Raw genomic sequence first — 16,743 nt, 5'->3', positions numbered from 1 at the left:
CTGTGCGCTCGCTCCGATCATATTCGTCCCCAGCGCCGGACACGGATCGCCACCGCCGAATCCTCGGAGGCAAATTTACCTTGATCGGCCTCGTCTACTGCAATTTCAATCTTTGCAGCCAACTCCTTCTAGTGCTCGGTGCAGGCGCGAAGGATGTCATCGTTAACTCCATTCGTCCTAGACAGGTCAGCGGGAGAGTTCGAAAGGTGTTCCGGCAGGTTTAGAGATATTTGCTCATAAACACCTGAATGATGAAGGTTTCGGGCCGGCCCGCTTTTCAACGTTTGATTAGAGAGTTGCGACGACATGAGCAAGCATTGTCCTCACCATTAATCATGGCAAGTATCCTTCGGGCTGCGCCATTTCGACCTGCCCACCAAACTCATGGCTATAGATCATCCATTGAAACTTTAACTCGTTGGGGAGCAGCAAGCCGCTCTCGCGCCTTATGGATCAAGACCACATCATCCTCGTCCATCAGGACTGCCATGGAGGGCAATTGGTTCTGGTTGGGCACAATCTGCGAGGTTTCTCCCGATGTCATTTGATGCGCGGACTCGAACACGTCCTGCTGAAATTGCTCACATTCATCATCCATTGGATATTTCCTCCAATCGCTTATCTTCGCGCGTCGATAGCCGGCTCTTACGACAGCAACGCAAATTATTGCCCATCCATAAAATTACCTAAACCTCACCCGCCAGCATCGCGCCATGATTGCAGCCTCTCCCATCGCCCGCTACTCTCTGACCGTCGCTGCCAATTCAGCGACCGGGCGTAGGAAACCCGAAGTAAATCAAGGCGCATCAGCTGCGCCTCGCTTACTATTGCAGGCGCTTTTTTTGTGTCTGCGATATGCGTTATGGCGGCTGTGCGCGGGACACCTTCGGGTGTGCCGGGTGCCTTGATTCCCGGTTTTCCTACCCCGTGCATGGCCGCCACCCAATCCCGTAGGAAAGGACGGTTGCGGCTCTCACAGTCAAGGAGCCAGACAATGCCAAATCCGCAAGACCTCAAAACCCCAGGCCTAACCCCCTTCTCCTACCACTCCGACCGCCCGCTATTCCGCGTCAACAGCGGCATACCCATCGGCGAAGCCCTGTCCCACGCTTCCGACCTGCTCCACGTTGCCAAGGTCCTGGCCGAGGACGCGGCGATGATTCGCAGCACGGATCGGTATGCCTGGGCGTCATGTTATTTGCAGGATATGAGCAAGGCCGTCATCGATGACGTGGTGAAGGTGCTGGAGGCGCCGGGGAGTAATCCGGCTTAAGAGCTGCAAGCCCAATGCTGCTCACGAGCGGGGCAGCATTGGATTTTATCTGCCGGAGCAGCTTAAAAAAGGGCTGCTTCGCACCCCAGCGGGAGCAAGCTCCCTCGCCACAGGCTCATCTAATTCCTCCCTGCGCCGATAGCCTCGAATAAGAACATGGCCTGTGCCAGGGCTCTGCTGGCACTCGACTACACTTTCCCAGAATCCCCCGCTCCAGGAGCAGTACGCGATGAAGATCCGCACCAAGGTCATAGGCTCGGGGTTGGTTAGTCTTTCTTTTGCGCTGTTGCTCGGCGGTATCGGGTTGTGGGGTTATCACTCCATGACCAAGGCCCTGGTGCAGAACGAGACCAGTATTTCGGCCATGCGCAAGCACATGGAGGCGGACATGATGCACGATGCCATTCGTGCCGATGTGCTCGCCGCTCTGCTGGTGAAGCCGGGGGATGCCCAGGGGGCGAAGGAAGTGCTGGAGGCGTTCGATGAGCATACGCAGCGGATGCGCAAGGTCATCGCCGAAAATGCCGAGGCCAAGTTGCCAGGGGATGTCGCCAAGGCGATTGTCGAGCTCAAGCCACAGGTTGAAACCTACATCGATAAAGCCAAGCAAATCATTGGCAAGGCACTGAGTGGTTCCCAGGATGGCCATGCGTTGCGCGCAGAGTTCGACACGGCGTTTTCAGCGCTGGAGGAACGCAACGAGGCCGTGAGCGAGTTGATCGAGAACCAGGCGCAGTCGTCTCGTGAGCATCAAGACAGCAGCATTCACACCTCGGAACGCTGGCTGATCGTGACGTTGCTGGCCACCTGCGTGGCGCTTGCGCTGTTGTCGTGGAGCCTGCTCAAGGCGGTGCTGACACCGCTGAACAAGATCATCCTCAATACCCAGGCGATTTCCCAAGGGGATTTGCAGCGCTCGATGGGGGCTCAAAGCAAGGATGAGCTGGGTCAGTTACAAGGTGTGATCGAGCAGATGCAGACCAATCTGCGGCAGATGATCGCGACGATCCGCGGCCAGAGCGATGAGTTGCATGGCACGTCCCGGAATTTGGGCGATACGGCGCGGCAAATTGTGTCCAGCGCCGATCAGCAAGCCCATAGCGCGACGAGCATGGCGGCCAGCATGGAACAGATGATGGCGAACATCAGCCAGATCCATCAGCACGCCGACAGCGCCCGCACGATCTCGGCGCAGTCCGAGCAGTTGGCGAGCAGCGGCGGCCAGGTGATTCTCGGGGTGGTGGAAGGCATGAACCGGATCGCCGAGGTGGTCAACCAGTCGTCCAGCAAGATCACGGCACTGGACGCGTCGTCTGAAGACATTCATTCCATCATCCAGGTGATCAAGAGCATCGCCGAACAGACCAACTTGCTGGCCCTCAACGCCGCCATCGAAGCCGCCCGTGCCGGTGAGGCGGGGCGTGGTTTTGCGGTGGTGGCCGATGAGGTGCGCAACCTGGCGGCGCGCACCACGCAGTCCACCCAGGAAATCACCGCGATGATCGAGCGCATCCAGTCCAGCGCGCGGGATGCGGTGGCGAACATGCAGGCGTGTGTCAGCCGCGTGGACGAAGGCGTCAACCTGGCCCAGCAGGCCGGGGTGTCCATCAGTGAAATTCGCACCGGTGCCCGGCATGCGGCCGAAGTGGTGGAGGAAATTTCCCAGACCATTGCCGAGCAATCCAAGGCCAGTGATGAAATGGCCCAGCGAGTGGAGTCGATTGCCGAGCAGTCCCGTGAGAACACCCGTTCGATTCACACCCTGACGCAAACCGCGGATCAATTGAACGATGCGGCGGGGTCGATGCAGGCTTCGGTGCAGCAGTTCAAGATTTGATCAGCCGGCACTTTTGTGGCGAGGGAGTCCCCGCCGCGTCGCCGACGCTGAGCTGTCGCGCAGGGAACCAGGCCCTGTGGCGAGGGGATTTATCCCCGCTGGGGCGCGAAGCGGCCCCCAACCCAGGCAACTCGGTGTGCCAGTAAGATCAAGGTCCTTGCTTTTGGGGCTGCTGCGCAGCCCAGCGGGGATAAATCCCCTCGCCACACGGGAATAGCGGTCCAACTGAGTCACATTGCAGCTTGTTGAAAAGTACTTTAAAAACATGGGGTTGCAATTTGCTCCATGAGAGCTTGCTCCCGCTGGGCTGCATAGCAGCCTCTGCTTTCAATACTCGCGAATTATTGAAAATTATGGCTGGGCAATAATTATTGCCCAGCCATAAAACACCGTAGAAACCTGACTCACACCTCGCTCACCTCAAACACAAACGAAATCTCCCGCTTCTGGGCACTCCAGACGTACCGAATGTGCTTGCCCTGCGCCGGAATCGAAACCGCCGGCGGGCGAAACGCGGCCACGCATTCATGGCCGGGCAGGCGGACGCTGTTGTACAGCAGCCCCCAGGACAAGGTTTCACGCAGCTGCCGGGCAAACACTTGGGACGGGCCGTAGGCGGTAGGGTCCGGGTTGTGGAGGTGGGGGTGGTCGTGGCGGATGTCGTGCAGCGGTTTGACGACCTTGTTGACGTAGGTGCGCATGGTCAACTCCAGGTCTGGCTCGTTGGTTGCGCCAAGGAATCGCGCCTGGTGGTAACAGGTCTCGGCAATGGCGGCTTCCTGGCTGCTGGCCGCGTAGTAGACGCCGAAGGTGCCGTCGCTGAAGCGGCTGCTTTTGCCGATGTGGGTGAACGCCGCCATTACCGGCGAAGAGCCGGGCCCGGAAATACGGTCTTCGGGGCGTACCCGGGACAGCACGCCGGCTTGCTCCATCAGCCGATCGTTAGTCAACGCTTCCAGGGCATAGGCCGTGGGCAAATCTTCAGGGTCGAGTACGTCTTCAAACAGCGAAATCGGTGGGAAGCTGCTGTTGACGATGCGATAGGCCCGTTTCCATTGCGGGTCCGCCAATGGTGGCACCATCAACCGCGTACTCCGTCGAGGTATCGCCGCACATCGGCGATGTCCACTACCCGTCCGGTCAGCATGTAGGACAGCGCCGACTGGCCATTGAACGGCGCCGCAGTGTTCGGGCTGCTGACCCATTGATACGCACGGTCCCGGCTATTGCTGAAAATAATGCTCAGCGCCTTGTGGATACCCATGAGGTAGGAAATGCGCTCCAGCGTATCGCGAGGCAGCTTCACGTTTTCCGGCAGCTGTTTGTATTTGTAGAAGGTCGTGTTTCCCACCTTGCCCAGCAATGTGCGCTGCTGCTCGACGCTGCAGCCCCAGAGCGCCATGAGATTGAAGAAAAATTTCAACGCGACTCGACCCGCATCCGGGGAATCCAATTGTTGCTGTGCGTTGAGGGTGATGGAGGAAGTCGCCATGGGTGAGGGCTCCTTTGTCGCGGGGTGGTGCTTAGAGGATAGTACAGATGTGGATTATTTTTAAGTTTTTATTCGCAAGTGGAATCCACAGACGTCCTATTTGAACAATTCGGCATGACTTCCCAAGTCAACAAACGTAACCAGGTTCGGGCGTGAATGCTCATAAATCAACAGAAAGTCACCGCCAATATGGCACTCTCGAAATCCAACCCAGTTACCCGTCAAGGCATGATCCATGTATTCGCTCGGTAGCTGCTCACCCAAAAAAAGCATGACCATCACGTGACGCACTTCATTCATATCGCGCCGCCCTGCCCGTTTGTAACGCTCCCAGGACTTTTTGAATTCAGACGTATATGCACATTGCTTCGGCAATTCAGCGCGTTTTTGCTTTTCTCCCGGTTTCGCCATCAGCCTCTCTCAGCATGTCGTCTATCGAGTTGAATCGTTGACGGATATCCCGTGCCTCAATCATGGCCCGGGCGGTCTTGTCCGAAGGCACTCGTATCTCGAATGGAAGCCCCTGAGTCTCAACAACCTGGCGCAGGAAAAGACGCATCGCGTCGCTAACACTCAATCCGCAGGCGTTCAAAACCTCGGTGGCACGAGCCTTCAAGTCCTCATCAATGCGGCAACGCACATCGGTGGTTTTTAATAATGCACCCATGAAATAAACCTCATCGCTAAATTTGTAGCTACATTGGCGCTACCTCAAAAACATTGTGGTGGGACTGCCGCCATGGGTCAACGTCAGGTGGATAAGCGGCCTTGCATGGATAACGGCAGGTTTGGCATCTCTTGTATTAAGGGGCGTATTTCAACCTGAGTTTCCAAGGACGGATATCAGAGCGATCAGCCATGATGTTGGGAGTGTTCCGAAACTCACGCAGGATTTTTCGCAAGACAGTCCACCTATGACCCTGCTAACTGATCCCGGCCAGCATTGACTGGGCAAAATCCCCAAATCCCGCATAAGCTCAACCATCGCCTCCCGGCGCTTTTCGGCACAAAATCGCGACAAGCGTGGCAAGGTGCATGATGATAGCCAGCATGCACTGCCTGGCACGGGCCAGGTGCACAAAAATAGCGAGCCCACTTAAGTAGAGGGCATTACCTCATGGATAGCAGAATCCTACGCAACCTCATGCGTATCGTGCAGACCGGCTCGTTGTCGGCAGCGGCCGAGCATTCGTGCCTCACGGTGCAGGCGTTGGCGGCGCAGTTGAACAAGGTCGAGGAACAGTTCGGTTTCCGGTTGTTCCGGCGCTCAAACAAGGGCCTGACGTTGACGAGCCAAGGTTCGGAACTGACGCCTTTCATGGATCAGGTGCTGGTGGCCACCCGCCAGTTGGAGGAGAAGGTGGCAGCGCTCAAGACGCCGCGACAGCGCACCCTCAGAGTGGCGCTCAATACCACCCTGCCGGCGGATTTCAACCGGCGGATGATCGACCGGTTGATTGCCGTGTTCCCTCAGTATCAGCTGGAATTCAGCTACGCCGAGTCGATGGAGAACCTGAGCAAGCTCAGGAATGAAGACTTTGACCTGGCGATCCTGATCGGGCAGCAACAGGGCGGCTTTACCAGCATCACCATGCCGGATGTGCAGGTGCGGGTGGTCGGCGCCCATTGTGGCGACGCAGACGATTCCCTTGGCTTGCTCGGTGACAAGTTTCAGGTGCGTCCGGCAGAAGAATGTCCGTATTCCCACAGCTTCCTGCGCTTTCTCGACGCCGGCCTGGGTGAATACGGGTCGAGCCAGCGCATGGTGTATTCCTGCAGTGAAACGCTGACGTTGTCGTTGATCACTCAGCTCGATGGCTTGGGGCTGGTGTCTCGGGAAGCCGCGCTGCGCAACGGCCTGGCGATTTTCCCGGACTTCGAGGATTTCCTTGAGGTCCGCCTGGCGGTGAACAATCCGGAGTTGCCCGGCCAGGCGCTGCACGATGTGGTGGACCTGACGCTACAGGAACGAGCCGAGCGCGATGTACGCCGCCGTGCCCACCGCCACACTGAGAAACAGGTTGCGGCTGAAATACGCACATAACAGCGTCGGAATCGCGGCATAAAGCTCAGGGCGATCGAGCTGTATCTGCTGGTCCTTGATCAGCAAGGGGGTCAGGCTGATGGCAGCGACGATCGCCACTGGCAGGTATTCCAGGGCGCGGGCGACGAAGGGCGGCCAATGGTCGGTATTGATCTGCAACGGCAGCGCGCGCGGCAGGAAGGTCACGGCCATCATCAGGGCCACGACCAGGATCAGGAACGTTTGGTCAGGCATACGCCCACCCCGCAGCCTACGAACGTGGCAATGAAGACATTGAATGGCGAGCTGCCCAGCAGGCTCAGCCCGCCCATGCAGACGACAGCCGCCAGGGCGGCGATCAGTTTGTTACGGGTATTGCACAATGAAACCAGCACATAGAGCATCATCGCCGTCAGGGCATAGTCGAGCTGGTATTTGATGAGGTGCGCCGCGTATTGCGCGCACACGGCGCCCAACAAGCCACCGAGTACCCAAGATGTGTGGCAGAACAGATTGAAACCGACCAGGTAGCGCACGCTCACCGGTGCCCCGCTGCCGAGCTTGACGCTGTGGAACGCGAACGACTCGTCTGTCAGCCCCGCCGCGTAGCACCAGCGCTCGAAACGACTGAGCCCCAGCGCGCGCAGGGCCTTGGCCATGTAGACCGACATCAGCATGTGCCGGGCATTGATCAGGAACGTGGTGAGCACGATGGTGGTCAGCGACGCGCCACTGGAAATCAACGCCAGCGCCGCGAATTGCGAAGCGCCCGCGTAGACGAACAGGCACATCGCCACCGGCAACCACAGGGGCAACCCGGCGTTGACCGCCATCAGACCGAACACAAACGAAACCGTGAAATAACCCGCTACCACCGGACTGGCTTCAGCAAAGGTACGCGAGGCTTGTGGTTCGACCGCCAGCGGCTGGCTGGAAGTCTTGTTCATAAATCTCTCTCGAAGGTGATTTCACCCCGGGGCTCACAGAACCCCTGGGCCGCCCAGAAGCGCTTGCCGGCCAGATTAGCATCGTCGACGAAAAGGAACATGCGCAGCACGCCGACCCGCTTCATGTCCGCCGATGCGGCTTCAACCAGGCGCTGGCCCAGGCCTTTGGTGCGATGCTGCGGGCTGACCGCCAAGTGATTGATCGTGCCACGGGTACCGAGCATGCCGCCGATCACGGCGCCCACCACGTCACCGCTCTCATCGATGGCCAGGTACGCGGTGGTGGTGTCCTGCAACAACACACCGCGCAAGAATCGGGCATCCTGCCATTCGCAGAACGACACTTCGTCGAAACCGCGAAAGAACCGCTCCAGTCGCTCGGCGTCCCGGACCATGGCCCGGCGCAACAGGACCTGCTGCGTCGGGTCGTCCATGGGTTCGAGCCGTTCAGCGAACAATGTCGAAAGCGGTCCCGGGCCGCGAGAAGGAAATGGCCAGGATCTGCCGATACGCCATGTCATGGCTATGGGTGTTGCGCGCCGGGGTCACGTAATGGCGCATGTCGCGATCCAGGAAAAACGTGGTGTCGAGGATGTCCTCGTAGGTCGTCGCCGCCAGTTGCTCTTCCTGGGCGCTGTACAAGCGACTTTCGGCACCTGCCACATTATGGCGACCCCAGAAATGCACGCCGCTGAACGGATAGCCGTCGCAGTGGATCCCTTCGGGGGTGATTTCCAACTGCTTGCCGGGCTTGATCTCGATGCGGATCTGATGAATCTGGCACTGCCAGATTTCATCGTGCAGCTCCTGCGGCAGGACGTTCTTGTAAACCTCGAAATCCGTGTCGATCAGGCTGCGCATCACCGGCGAATTGATCACTTCGTTGGAGAAGTCCTGGAAGTGCCGTTCCAGCCCGCCGACATAGCTGTTGTTGGCCTTGGACTGAATGTAGGCCCGGTGTTCGAGCTGGCTGAGCTCACGGGTCGTAGGGTTGTATTGGAAGTCGCTGTAGCGGCGAAAACGCATGCCTGACTCGGCCTGGCCGTAGTAACTGTCGGGCTCCATGTTTTCCCAGCTTTTGGTCAGCCGGACAAAATCGCCGAAATGACCGTAGAGGTTGAAGTCCCCACCGCGAACGTTGACGTATTTGTCACGTCTTAGCGCTTCGCCCACTTCCCTGTTCAGAACGATCATTTTTCATAGGTCTCCACTGCATTGAGCGGCCTAATCTAGTAGTTGCAGGATTTACGTCCATGAGAAAGTATTTGAGGCATTTCAAGCGGCGCTTGAAACGGTGGTTGAAGTTTCATTAGTAGGACTTTTTCCCGGGAAAACGGCCTTTGAATATGACTTTTTTGGCGCTCAACATCCAAAAAGGCATTGTTCCCTGAAGGCATCACCGCACTTCAAACAGGCGCGATACCTCCTACACATCAGTCGGCAAGACTTGCGCGCTGCTGATTGCAATCTTGTCGACCACCCCCTCTGAAAGCCTCTAACTGTGAGGCCTCCAGTCAAGTGCACAACAATTGGTGCTGAATTGTTGTATTTCTTGCGCGTTTTTTTGCCTAAAAGTCCAAAGCTCCTAGCCAAAGCAGTCCAAAAAGCGCTCGGAACCCCACCGTAAAGGGCGTTGAAAAAACCTGGCTCACTCCTTGATAGAAGTGCGGCACTCACCGGGGCGAGCAACCTCCCGGGCACTCGCACTTTTTGGCAAGGAGAGCCTGTATGGCAACACCGGCGCATATGCCCCTCAGTCCCAAGGCATGGCTGGCGCAACAGCCGCTGCAAAAACACGAGCGCCTGTACTTGGTCATCAGCGCGGCGAGCGATGCCGATGCGCTGAGAAACCTTCGTATGTCTGACCGCACCCACACTCTGATGCCGATCTGGAGCGACACCCCTTACGCCACTTGGCATCCGGTAATGCCCTATATCACCGAGCTCCAATCCAACTCGACGTTCCTGTCGTGGATTGCTGAAACCGAGGCCCTCGAATGGGGCTGGCTGGCCGTGTCGCGCTGCGAACCTAACGAGGTACTGGGGCATCTGCGCAGCCTCACCCAGGTAAAAATGCCGAGTGGAGGCAATGTATTTTTCCGATTTTGGGATGGACGACATATCCATCCGATCCTTGAAGGGCTTGGGGACGCGGCTGGAAATATGCTGCCGGTGTTCGAACGCTACCTGATCAATGGAAAGTGCTTGGAAGTCAGCCCCAGAAGGATACCAACGGTGAGGGATTGGCCATGGTGGGAAGTGCCCAAGGACCTGCTCGATAGCCTGGCCAGACAAGACCCGTCCACAATGATTGGCAGCCTGATGCAGTGGTTGGAAGAAGAACGCCTGGATATCTATACCGCTTGGCCCGAGAGCAATTTGAAGCTGAAGGTCGCCCGTTTCATAAGCCGCGCAAACGCGTCGGACAATCTTCATGAAGCGCTACTGAACGAACTGATGCTGGAGCAAGGTTGATGTCGACAAAGGATCGTATTGCCTTCGTCGATCAGGAACTGGCGACATTCAAGGACAGTTTGAAACGTTATCGGGAGCAAACCCAAGCCTGGTATGCACAACGCGCCGACGATTTCAGCCGACTCAACGATCTGCCTTCCTTCATAGGAATGGAGCGAGTCATCAAAGCAGGTGACACCCAAAAATCAGTGAGCATAACTGACGGCGATTTTCTCTCGAGTGTGACTCGATGTCCGCTAGAAGGGCCGTTGCTGATCGAGAGCAAATTCGAGTCGGTCTATGACATCCCGATCGGCGATATCGAAGTCGAAATCGTAGACGTTGAGAGTGGTGAGATCAGCACTGTCAAACTGGATGCCCAGGGAAAGGCCCGTTGGACGGCCGGTGTTGCGGGCAAGTATTACCAGATTCGTGTGCACAGCGAGGTGACACCGGCTCAGATCGACGAGCTATTCGGCACCTATGCCGGGCTGACAAGCGAGCTGGAACAATTCCTGCGCAATCAGTGGGACGGCCCGGCGGGTTACAGGCAGCAATGGTCGAGCCTTTCCCTTTCGGGCACTGCCCTGGCGATCGGTACCGGCATTCTTGAAGGTGGCTGGGAAGCCATCAAAGGTGTGTGGGACGGCATCAGCCTGGTACTCGACATTCTGAAAGACCCGGGAAAATTCAGCGAACAATTGGGTGAAGACACTGATCGACTCATCGACGTGGCCAGGCAAACGCCCAACGTCATGAAGAAGGCCATGCTGCTGGCCAGTGACGAGGCGGCGCTCTTTTTGATGATGCGTTGTGCATTGATCTGGCTGGCGAGCTTACCCCCGATGCAGATGGCCGGTGACACCGCGAAGATGACCACGGCCGCAGTCATGGGGATCGCGATTGATATCGTGATTGCGATCGTCCTGACGGTTGTCGCAGAAGGTACCGGGGTCATCTATCTCGCGGCACGGTTGAAAAAGTACGGCGAAATCATCCTCAAGGCCGTGATTGGCTTTGTGGAGTCTGTGTTCGCCATCATTAATGGCTTCATGGCATATGTTGCCAAATATATCCCCGTAGCGGTGCGTGGAACGGCAACGCCTATGAAAAGGGGTGAGGTCGAGTTACGTATCGACGGCCAGAGGAATGCCAGGCTGGTCAACGGCAAGACTGGCGATGACGCTTCACGGCAAGCGACGACACCCACCGGCAAGAGCACGGAACCCGCGGCCCGTACTTGCACCGACAAATGCCCGGTCTCGATGGTAACCGGCGAAGAGTTGTTGACGCTGAACGACGGCCAACTTGATGGCCTGCTGCCCTTTGAGTGGACCCGTTTGTACAGGACCAGCGCGGCAGAAATCGACTGTGGCCTGGGTTTCGGCTGGAGCCATGCGCTGGGCCATCGGCTCGAAATCAATGGCAATGAAGTCATCTGGACCGATCATGAAAATCGCTCGACGCCCTTTCCGCTTCCCAGCCAGCAACGCCCGGCAATCACTAACAGCCTCTCGCGGGCGGTCATTTACCTGGGTGACGACCCCAGCGAGTTGATTGTGGCTCAGGCGGGTGAGCGTCCATCCTTCTATCACTTTCGTTTCAACAACGAATTCGCAACGTTAATTGCCGTCAGCGACCACTACGGTAATCGGTTGCACATCACCCGCGACATCCTCGGGCAGATCAAGCGCTTGGACAACGGCGCGGGGCGTGCCCTGCTTTTGCGCTACCACGGCAAACACATTATCGGTGTCGACTACCAACAGTTTCGGCCGGCGGACACGTTGGAACAGGCCTGGAGCACCGTCCAGACACTGGTTACGTACGGCTATGACGACCAGCATCGTCTGGTTGAAGCTAAAAATGCCGCTGGGGAAACCGAACATTATCGCTACAACGAGCAGCACGTCATCGTTGAGCGACAGCTAGCCGGTGGCGCCAGTTTTTTCTGGGAATGGGAGAACGAAGGCAAACTGGCGCGCTGCATTCATCACTGGGCCAGTTTCTCGCAAATGCAAGCCCGTTACGCCTGGGACGACAAGGGCAGCGTCACTGTAATCAATGCTGACGGTAGCGAGGAGGTCTACACCCACGACGACAAAGCACGGCTGGTCAGCAAGACCGATCCGGACGGTGCGAAACATCGCAAGGCCTATAACGAAAAAGGCCAGTTGATCGCGGAAAAAGACCCGCTGGGCGCCGTGACCCAATACCGCTACGACGAAGATGGCTTGCTGATAGCCGTGATCCCGCCGGAAGAAGAAGCGACGACTTATGAGCACATCAACGGGTTCGTGAGCGATGTCCATCGCGGCAAAGCCAGTTGGAAATACCGCCGGAATCGACAAGGCGATATCACCCGGCAGATCGATCCCGATGGAAACATCACCTATTACCACTACAGCGATCAAGGTCGTCTGACGCGGATCACCCATCCCGACGGAAGTTTTCATTTGTTGGGCTGGAATCGCCTGGGCCAGTTGCTGGAAGAATGCCTGCCTGATGGTAGCCGTCTTCAATATACCTACGACGTGCTCGGCCGGCAGATCAGCCGCAAAGACGAAACCGGCGCCATCACCCAATATCAATGGGACGCCGTGGGTCGGTTGCTCCAGCTCACCTTGCCAACCGGCGCGACCCGCGCATGGAGCTACAACGCCTACGGCAAGGTCACGGCCGAGCGGGACGAACTGGGGCGTATAACCCGTTATGAATACGCCAACGGTTTGCACCTGGTCAGTCGACGGCTAAATCCCGATGGCAGCCAGTTGCGCTACCGCTACGACAACTCAAGCCTGCTGCTCACCCAGATAGAAAACGAACGCGGCGAGCACTACCACCTCGACTACTACTCGAACGGCCTCATCCGCGAGGAAGTCGGCTTCGACGGCCAGCGTACCGGTTATGCCTACGATCTCAACGGACACTTGCTGGAAAAAACCGAATTTGGCGACGATGGCAGCCAGCGGATCACCGCCTACCAACGCGACACCACCGGCCGTTTGCTACGTAAAACCCTGCCGGACGGCGAAACGGTTGATTACCGCTACGACGCCCTAGGGCGCCTGGTCAGCGTCGACGACGGTCATTGGCCGCTGGCCTACGAATACGATCACCAGGACCGCCTCGTCACTGAACACCAGGGCTGGGGCACCCTGCGCTATGAATACGACGCTGTCGGCCAGTTGAAGCACTGTCACCTTCCCGACCGCAGTACCCTCGACTATCACCACGCTGCGGGCGGTGCGCTGTTAGCCATCGACCTCAACGGCACCCGCCTGACAGAGCATAGGTTCAGTGGTGGGCGCGAACGGCAACGCCGGCAAGGCCGACTTCTCAGCGACTACGAGTACGACGAACAGGGCCGCCTCAAGGCCCAGACGGTGTGGCAGAACCAACAGCAACAACTGCTCTGGCGCGATTATGCCTACAGCGCCAACGGCAACCTGGAAACCCTTTCCGATAACCGAAACCGACGCCATTACCAGTACGACCCGCTGGATCGTCTGGTTCGCATCGACTTTTCCCACAGCGAGCCACCGGAACACTTCTGTCACGACCCGGCCGGCAACCTGATGATGCAGGACCGCCCCGGCCCGACCACCCTCAAGGGCAATCGCCTGCTGATGGAAGGTGATCGTCACTACGACCACGACGCCTTCGGCAACCTGATCCGCGAACGCCGCGTCACCGGGCAAAAACTCGTCAGCGAATACCGCTATGACTGCCAGCACCGCCTGATCGGCATCACCACGCCGGACGGACGCGAAGCGTCCTACCGCTACGACGCTTTTGGCCGCCGTATCAGCAAGACCGTGGACGGCCAAACCACTGAATTTATCTGGCAAGGCGATCGGGTCGTTGCCGAAAGCGGCGGCCAGCACTACCGCAGCTACCTCTACGAACCCGGCACCTTTCGCCCGCTCGCCATGCTCGACGGCGAAGGCCCGCTCAAGGCAGCGCCGTTCTACTACCACCTCGACCACCTCGGCACCCCGCAGGAACTGACCAGTTATAGCGGCAAAGTGGTCTGGTCCGCTCGCTACAACGGCTACGGTAAACTCACCGGGCTTGAGCACGGCGGCGGCGAGCAACTGGAACAACCGCTACGTTTCCAGGGGCAATACCATGACTTGGAAAGCGGCCTGCATTACAACCGCCATCGCTACTACAATCCAGAGACGGGTCGCTATCTGACACCGGATCCGATCAAGCTGGCGGGTGGGTTGAATGCCTACCAGTATGTGCCCAACCCTACGGGGTGGGTGGATCCGTTGGGGTTGAATGCTCGCTGTCCAGGGAGCAAAAATAAACCAGCTGAAGGCGAACAAAAAAGCGAGCCTCCACTACCCGAACTGTCTCGCCACGGCGCATTTAGGCAAGCAAAATTAGACGCTGGCGTACCAAAAACCCAGCAACCAGACCTTATTTATGACGCCACCACTGGAAAAACACATCAGTATAGCTATGCAAGAATGACGGATAAATCCGGCGAGAGCGTTTTAACCAGCGAAGGAAAACCAATCTTGGCTCGAGAATATCAATTTACACGCCCCGACGGTTCTAAAGTCATAGTCCAAGACCACTCTGCCGGACATCAATATAAACAGCCGGGAAACAGAGGCGACCAGAAAGCTCATTTTAATTTGCGTCCTATCGAAAACAAAAGAACAGGAAAAATTAACAACGCAAATGATCACTACTACTTCAAGGATTGAAAATGAATTTTTGGAACGACTTAGAAGGCAGCACGTTTTTCAATAAAATTTTTTCTTCTCCCGTACCCATTGGGACAATCGAACTGTTTTCGTTAGCCATAGACAACGACACGTCTACAATCGTATTTGAATTCGACATTGAGGAATACCCCGATGCGCCTCCACATAAATGGAAACAATCGGGCTTCAATACTTGCCGAATTGGACTGAACTGCAGCGCCCCCACAAACTTAACAATTACAAACATACCAACAAAAAACAAACTAGCCCTTCGAATATCTCAACAACAAAATACATTTACAGTTCACGCCTCAAACGATACATCGCTCATAAAGTTCGAGACCAAACACCTATTACTATGCGGCCCTTCAGCCTATCAAAACATAGCAGAGCAAATTTAGTATATTAACGACACCCCAAAAACACCCCATAAAAAAATGGGATACAAACGGCTCATCACGACGAGTTATTTGGAGAACGAAGTTAATATCGCAATCAAAAAAAACAACAACCCTAACAACCCCCAGTCCGAAGACCGGGGGCATTTATCAAGCGCTAGTTATTCCATCCACCCTCAAAAAACGTTAATCGGATAATCCACAAACACCCGCAGCTCATTGCCGCTGACGTTGTACTCGCTGGACTTCTGCGACACCCGCAACACGGAACTGCGCAACCTGACGCTCAAGTCCTTGGCCGGGCCGCTCTGGACCACGTACTTGAACTGGTTGAAGATCTCGCGCTCGGTGCCGCCTTCGCTGGTGGAGGTGGTGATGTTATCGCCACGCACATAAGCGACGTTATAGCTCAGGCCCGGTACGCCGAAGGTGGTGAAGTCCAGGCCATAGCCCAACTGCCAGCTGCGTTCGTCTTCAGCGTTGAAGTCGGACCAGTAGGAGTTGGCCAGGTAGATCGTGTTGCCGCCATCACCCACCCGATTCTGCCCGCGCTGATAGCCGCCATAGGCATAACCCAGGTTGCTGTCGCCGGTGCTGCGCTGGTGGGCGAGCGTGAAGCTGTGCGGGCCCGTGGCGAAGGTGGCTGCCAGGCTCCAGATTTTGTTGTCGTCGCCCGTGACGTTGTTTTCACGCACATAGCTGTTGTCCAACTTGGTGCGATAACCGTTGAAATCCAGGGTCAGGGACTGATCCTTGGCCAGCGGGAACACATAGTTGGCGTTCACGTATTGCTTCTTCAATACATCCTCGACATCCGAGGCGTAGAGCGAAGCCTTGAACTGCTCGGTGAACTGATAGCTGCCGCCCAAGACGTTGATCGACTTCAGGCCACCGCTGTCGCGGCCTTCGGCGCTCTTGCGCGATTCGGCGGTGAAACGGCCGGCATTGAGTTCCAGGCCCTTGATCTCCTTGGAGGTGATCAGCGTGCCGGTGTAGCTTTCCGGCAGCAGGCGCGAGTTGTCATAGCTGAGCACCGGCAAGGCCGGCATCTGGTCGCCGTAGGCCAGCACGGTGTTGGAGACGCGGAACTTGACCGCTGCCCCGAACTTGGACAGGTCATCGGCTGCGTTGCCGCTGTCGCCTTGCTTGAAGAAGTCGATGCCGCCCGCACCGCTGCGGCCTTTACCGCCGTCCAGTCGCAGCGCGTACAGGCCGAACGCATCCACACCTACACCCACGGTGCCCTGGGTGAAACCAGACGAAAAGGTAGCGATGGCCGCTTGGCCCCATTCGGCCTTGTCTTCGTTGCCATCTTTGTAGTCGCGGTTGATATAAGCGTTGCGCAACAGCACTTTCAAGCTGCTGTCTTCAACGAACCCCTTGGACTGCGCCTGGTCATTGGCCATGGCGTGTGTCGTGCTCAATATCCCCAGTGCGATCAAACTAATGCGCTTGTTCAACATGTTTATTTTCCTTGTACGGGTTGATACGCACTGCGGCGGGCAACCGAAATGGCGCTTTTCGCGCTCTTTTTTCGGACTCTTGCTCCTGAAAATAATGAAAAGGCCCGCCCACGAGTGATCGTGTCGGGCCTTTTT

At 57.0% G+C, this 16,743-nt stretch carries 16 protein-coding genes and 1 pseudogene; 6 read left to right on the top strand and 11 right to left on the bottom strand.

Annotated features, from left to right (window positions below; genetic code table 11):
• Window positions 1–17 precede the first annotated feature (17 nt).
• Window positions 18–230, bottom strand: a pseudogene (locus AC09SL_RS12415) (CopG family transcriptional regulator).
• A 158-nt stretch (window positions 231–388) separates the two neighbouring features.
• Window positions 389–598, bottom strand: coding sequence for a hypothetical protein (locus AC09SL_RS12410; protein WP_058544983.1), 210 nt, complete (start codon window positions 596–598; stop codon window positions 389–391).
• 396 nt (window positions 599–994) lie between these two features.
• Here AC09SL_RS12410 and AC09SL_RS12405 point away from each other — a divergent pair, with 396 nt between their 5' ends.
• Complete coding sequence (locus tag AC09SL_RS12405; protein WP_053181104.1) at window positions 995–1,273, top strand: DUF3077 domain-containing protein; 279 nt, start codon at window positions 995–997, stop codon at window positions 1,271–1,273.
• Between the two features lie 229 nt (window positions 1,274–1,502).
• Window positions 1,503–3,110 (top strand): methyl-accepting chemotaxis protein, encoded by a 1,608-nt coding sequence (locus tag AC09SL_RS12400; protein ID WP_058544982.1) that lies wholly within the window; start codon window positions 1,503–1,505, stop codon window positions 3,108–3,110.
• A 404-nt stretch (window positions 3,111–3,514) separates the two neighbouring features.
• Here AC09SL_RS12400 and AC09SL_RS12395 read toward each other — a convergent pair whose 3' ends face one another.
• The 4 genes from AC09SL_RS12395 to AC09SL_RS12380 form a co-directional block, all read right to left on the bottom strand.
• Window positions 3,515–4,192, bottom strand: coding sequence for an RES family NAD+ phosphorylase (locus AC09SL_RS12395; protein WP_058544981.1), 678 nt, complete (start codon window positions 4,190–4,192; stop codon window positions 3,515–3,517).
• Complete coding sequence (locus tag AC09SL_RS12390; RefSeq protein WP_003196771.1) at window positions 4,192–4,602, bottom strand: MbcA/ParS/Xre antitoxin family protein; 411 nt, start codon at window positions 4,600–4,602, stop codon at window positions 4,192–4,194. The genes AC09SL_RS12395 and AC09SL_RS12390 overlap by 1 nt, the downstream gene beginning before the upstream one ends.
• Window positions 4,603–4,698: 96 nt before the next feature.
• Entirely contained in the window at window positions 4,699–5,013 is a 315-nt protein-coding gene (locus tag AC09SL_RS12385) for a type II toxin-antitoxin system YafQ family toxin (protein WP_058544980.1), read from the bottom strand.
• Window positions 4,979–5,269: a type II toxin-antitoxin system RelB/DinJ family antitoxin gene (locus tag AC09SL_RS12380; protein ID WP_041475661.1), complete on the bottom strand. Its 291-nt coding sequence runs from the start codon at window positions 5,267–5,269 to the stop codon at window positions 4,979–4,981. Before AC09SL_RS12380 ends, AC09SL_RS12385 begins: the two co-directional genes overlap by 35 nt.
• 450 nt (window positions 5,270–5,719) lie before the next feature.
• Between AC09SL_RS12380 and AC09SL_RS12375 the strand changes: the two genes are divergently transcribed.
• The gene (locus AC09SL_RS12375; RefSeq protein WP_058544979.1) at window positions 5,720–6,646 is read left to right on the top strand and encodes a LysR family transcriptional regulator; all 927 of its coding nucleotides are present in this window, start codon (window positions 5,720–5,722) and stop codon (window positions 6,644–6,646) included.
• On the opposite strand, the gene AC09SL_RS12370 is transcribed toward AC09SL_RS12375, so the two are convergent.
• Genes AC09SL_RS12370 through AC09SL_RS12355 form a run of 4 tightly spaced genes read right to left on the bottom strand, consistent with a single transcriptional unit; the run spans window position 6,563 to window position 8,766 of the window.
• Window positions 6,563–6,880, bottom strand: a complete 318-nt coding sequence (locus tag AC09SL_RS12370) for an AzlD domain-containing protein (RefSeq protein ID WP_058544978.1) — start codon at window positions 6,878–6,880, stop codon at window positions 6,563–6,565. The genes AC09SL_RS12375 and AC09SL_RS12370 overlap by 84 nt on opposite strands.
• Window positions 6,859–7,572 (bottom strand): AzlC family ABC transporter permease, encoded by a 714-nt coding sequence (locus AC09SL_RS12365; RefSeq protein ID WP_003196767.1) that lies wholly within the window; start codon window positions 7,570–7,572, stop codon window positions 6,859–6,861. Before AC09SL_RS12365 ends, AC09SL_RS12370 begins: the two co-directional genes overlap by 22 nt.
• Window positions 7,569–8,006, bottom strand: coding sequence for a GNAT family N-acetyltransferase (locus tag AC09SL_RS12360; protein ID WP_175360550.1), 438 nt, complete (start codon window positions 8,004–8,006; stop codon window positions 7,569–7,571). Before AC09SL_RS12360 ends, AC09SL_RS12365 begins: the two co-directional genes overlap by 4 nt.
• A 13-nt stretch (window positions 8,007–8,019) precedes the next feature.
• On the bottom strand, window positions 8,020–8,766 hold the full coding sequence (locus tag AC09SL_RS12355) for a 2OG-Fe dioxygenase family protein (protein WP_058544977.1): 747 nt from the start codon (window positions 8,764–8,766) through the stop codon (window positions 8,020–8,022).
• A gap of 534 nt (window positions 8,767–9,300) precedes the next feature.
• On the opposite strand from AC09SL_RS12355, the gene AC09SL_RS12350 reads away from it, so the two are divergent.
• The 3 genes from AC09SL_RS12350 to AC09SL_RS12340 are packed head-to-tail and all read left to right on the top strand — an operon-like array spanning window position 9,301 to window position 15,148.
• Window positions 9,301–10,047 (top strand): DUF4123 domain-containing protein, encoded by a 747-nt coding sequence (locus AC09SL_RS12350; RefSeq protein WP_419555148.1) that lies wholly within the window; start codon window positions 9,301–9,303, stop codon window positions 10,045–10,047.
• Window positions 10,047–14,747, top strand: coding sequence for an RHS repeat-associated core domain-containing protein (locus tag AC09SL_RS12345; RefSeq protein WP_064106968.1), 4,701 nt, complete (start codon window positions 10,047–10,049; stop codon window positions 14,745–14,747). Before AC09SL_RS12350 ends, AC09SL_RS12345 begins: the two co-directional genes overlap by 1 nt.
• Before the next feature lie 2 nt (window positions 14,748–14,749).
• Entirely contained in the window at window positions 14,750–15,148 is a 399-nt protein-coding gene (locus tag AC09SL_RS12340; protein ID WP_081264474.1) for an Imm50 family immunity protein, read from the top strand.
• A gap of 173 nt (window positions 15,149–15,321) precedes the next feature.
• Here AC09SL_RS12340 and AC09SL_RS12335 read toward each other — a convergent pair whose 3' ends face one another.
• Window positions 15,322–16,608: an OprD family porin gene (locus AC09SL_RS12335; protein ID WP_058544976.1), complete on the bottom strand. Its 1,287-nt coding sequence runs from the start codon at window positions 16,606–16,608 to the stop codon at window positions 15,322–15,324.
• Window positions 16,609–16,743: the final 135 nt, after the last annotated feature.

This window comes from Pseudomonas sp. PF05 (genome assembly GCF_056521845.1).
The sequence above is the reverse complement of the archived record's forward strand: the minus strand, read 5'-3'. Positions and strand labels throughout refer to the sequence as shown.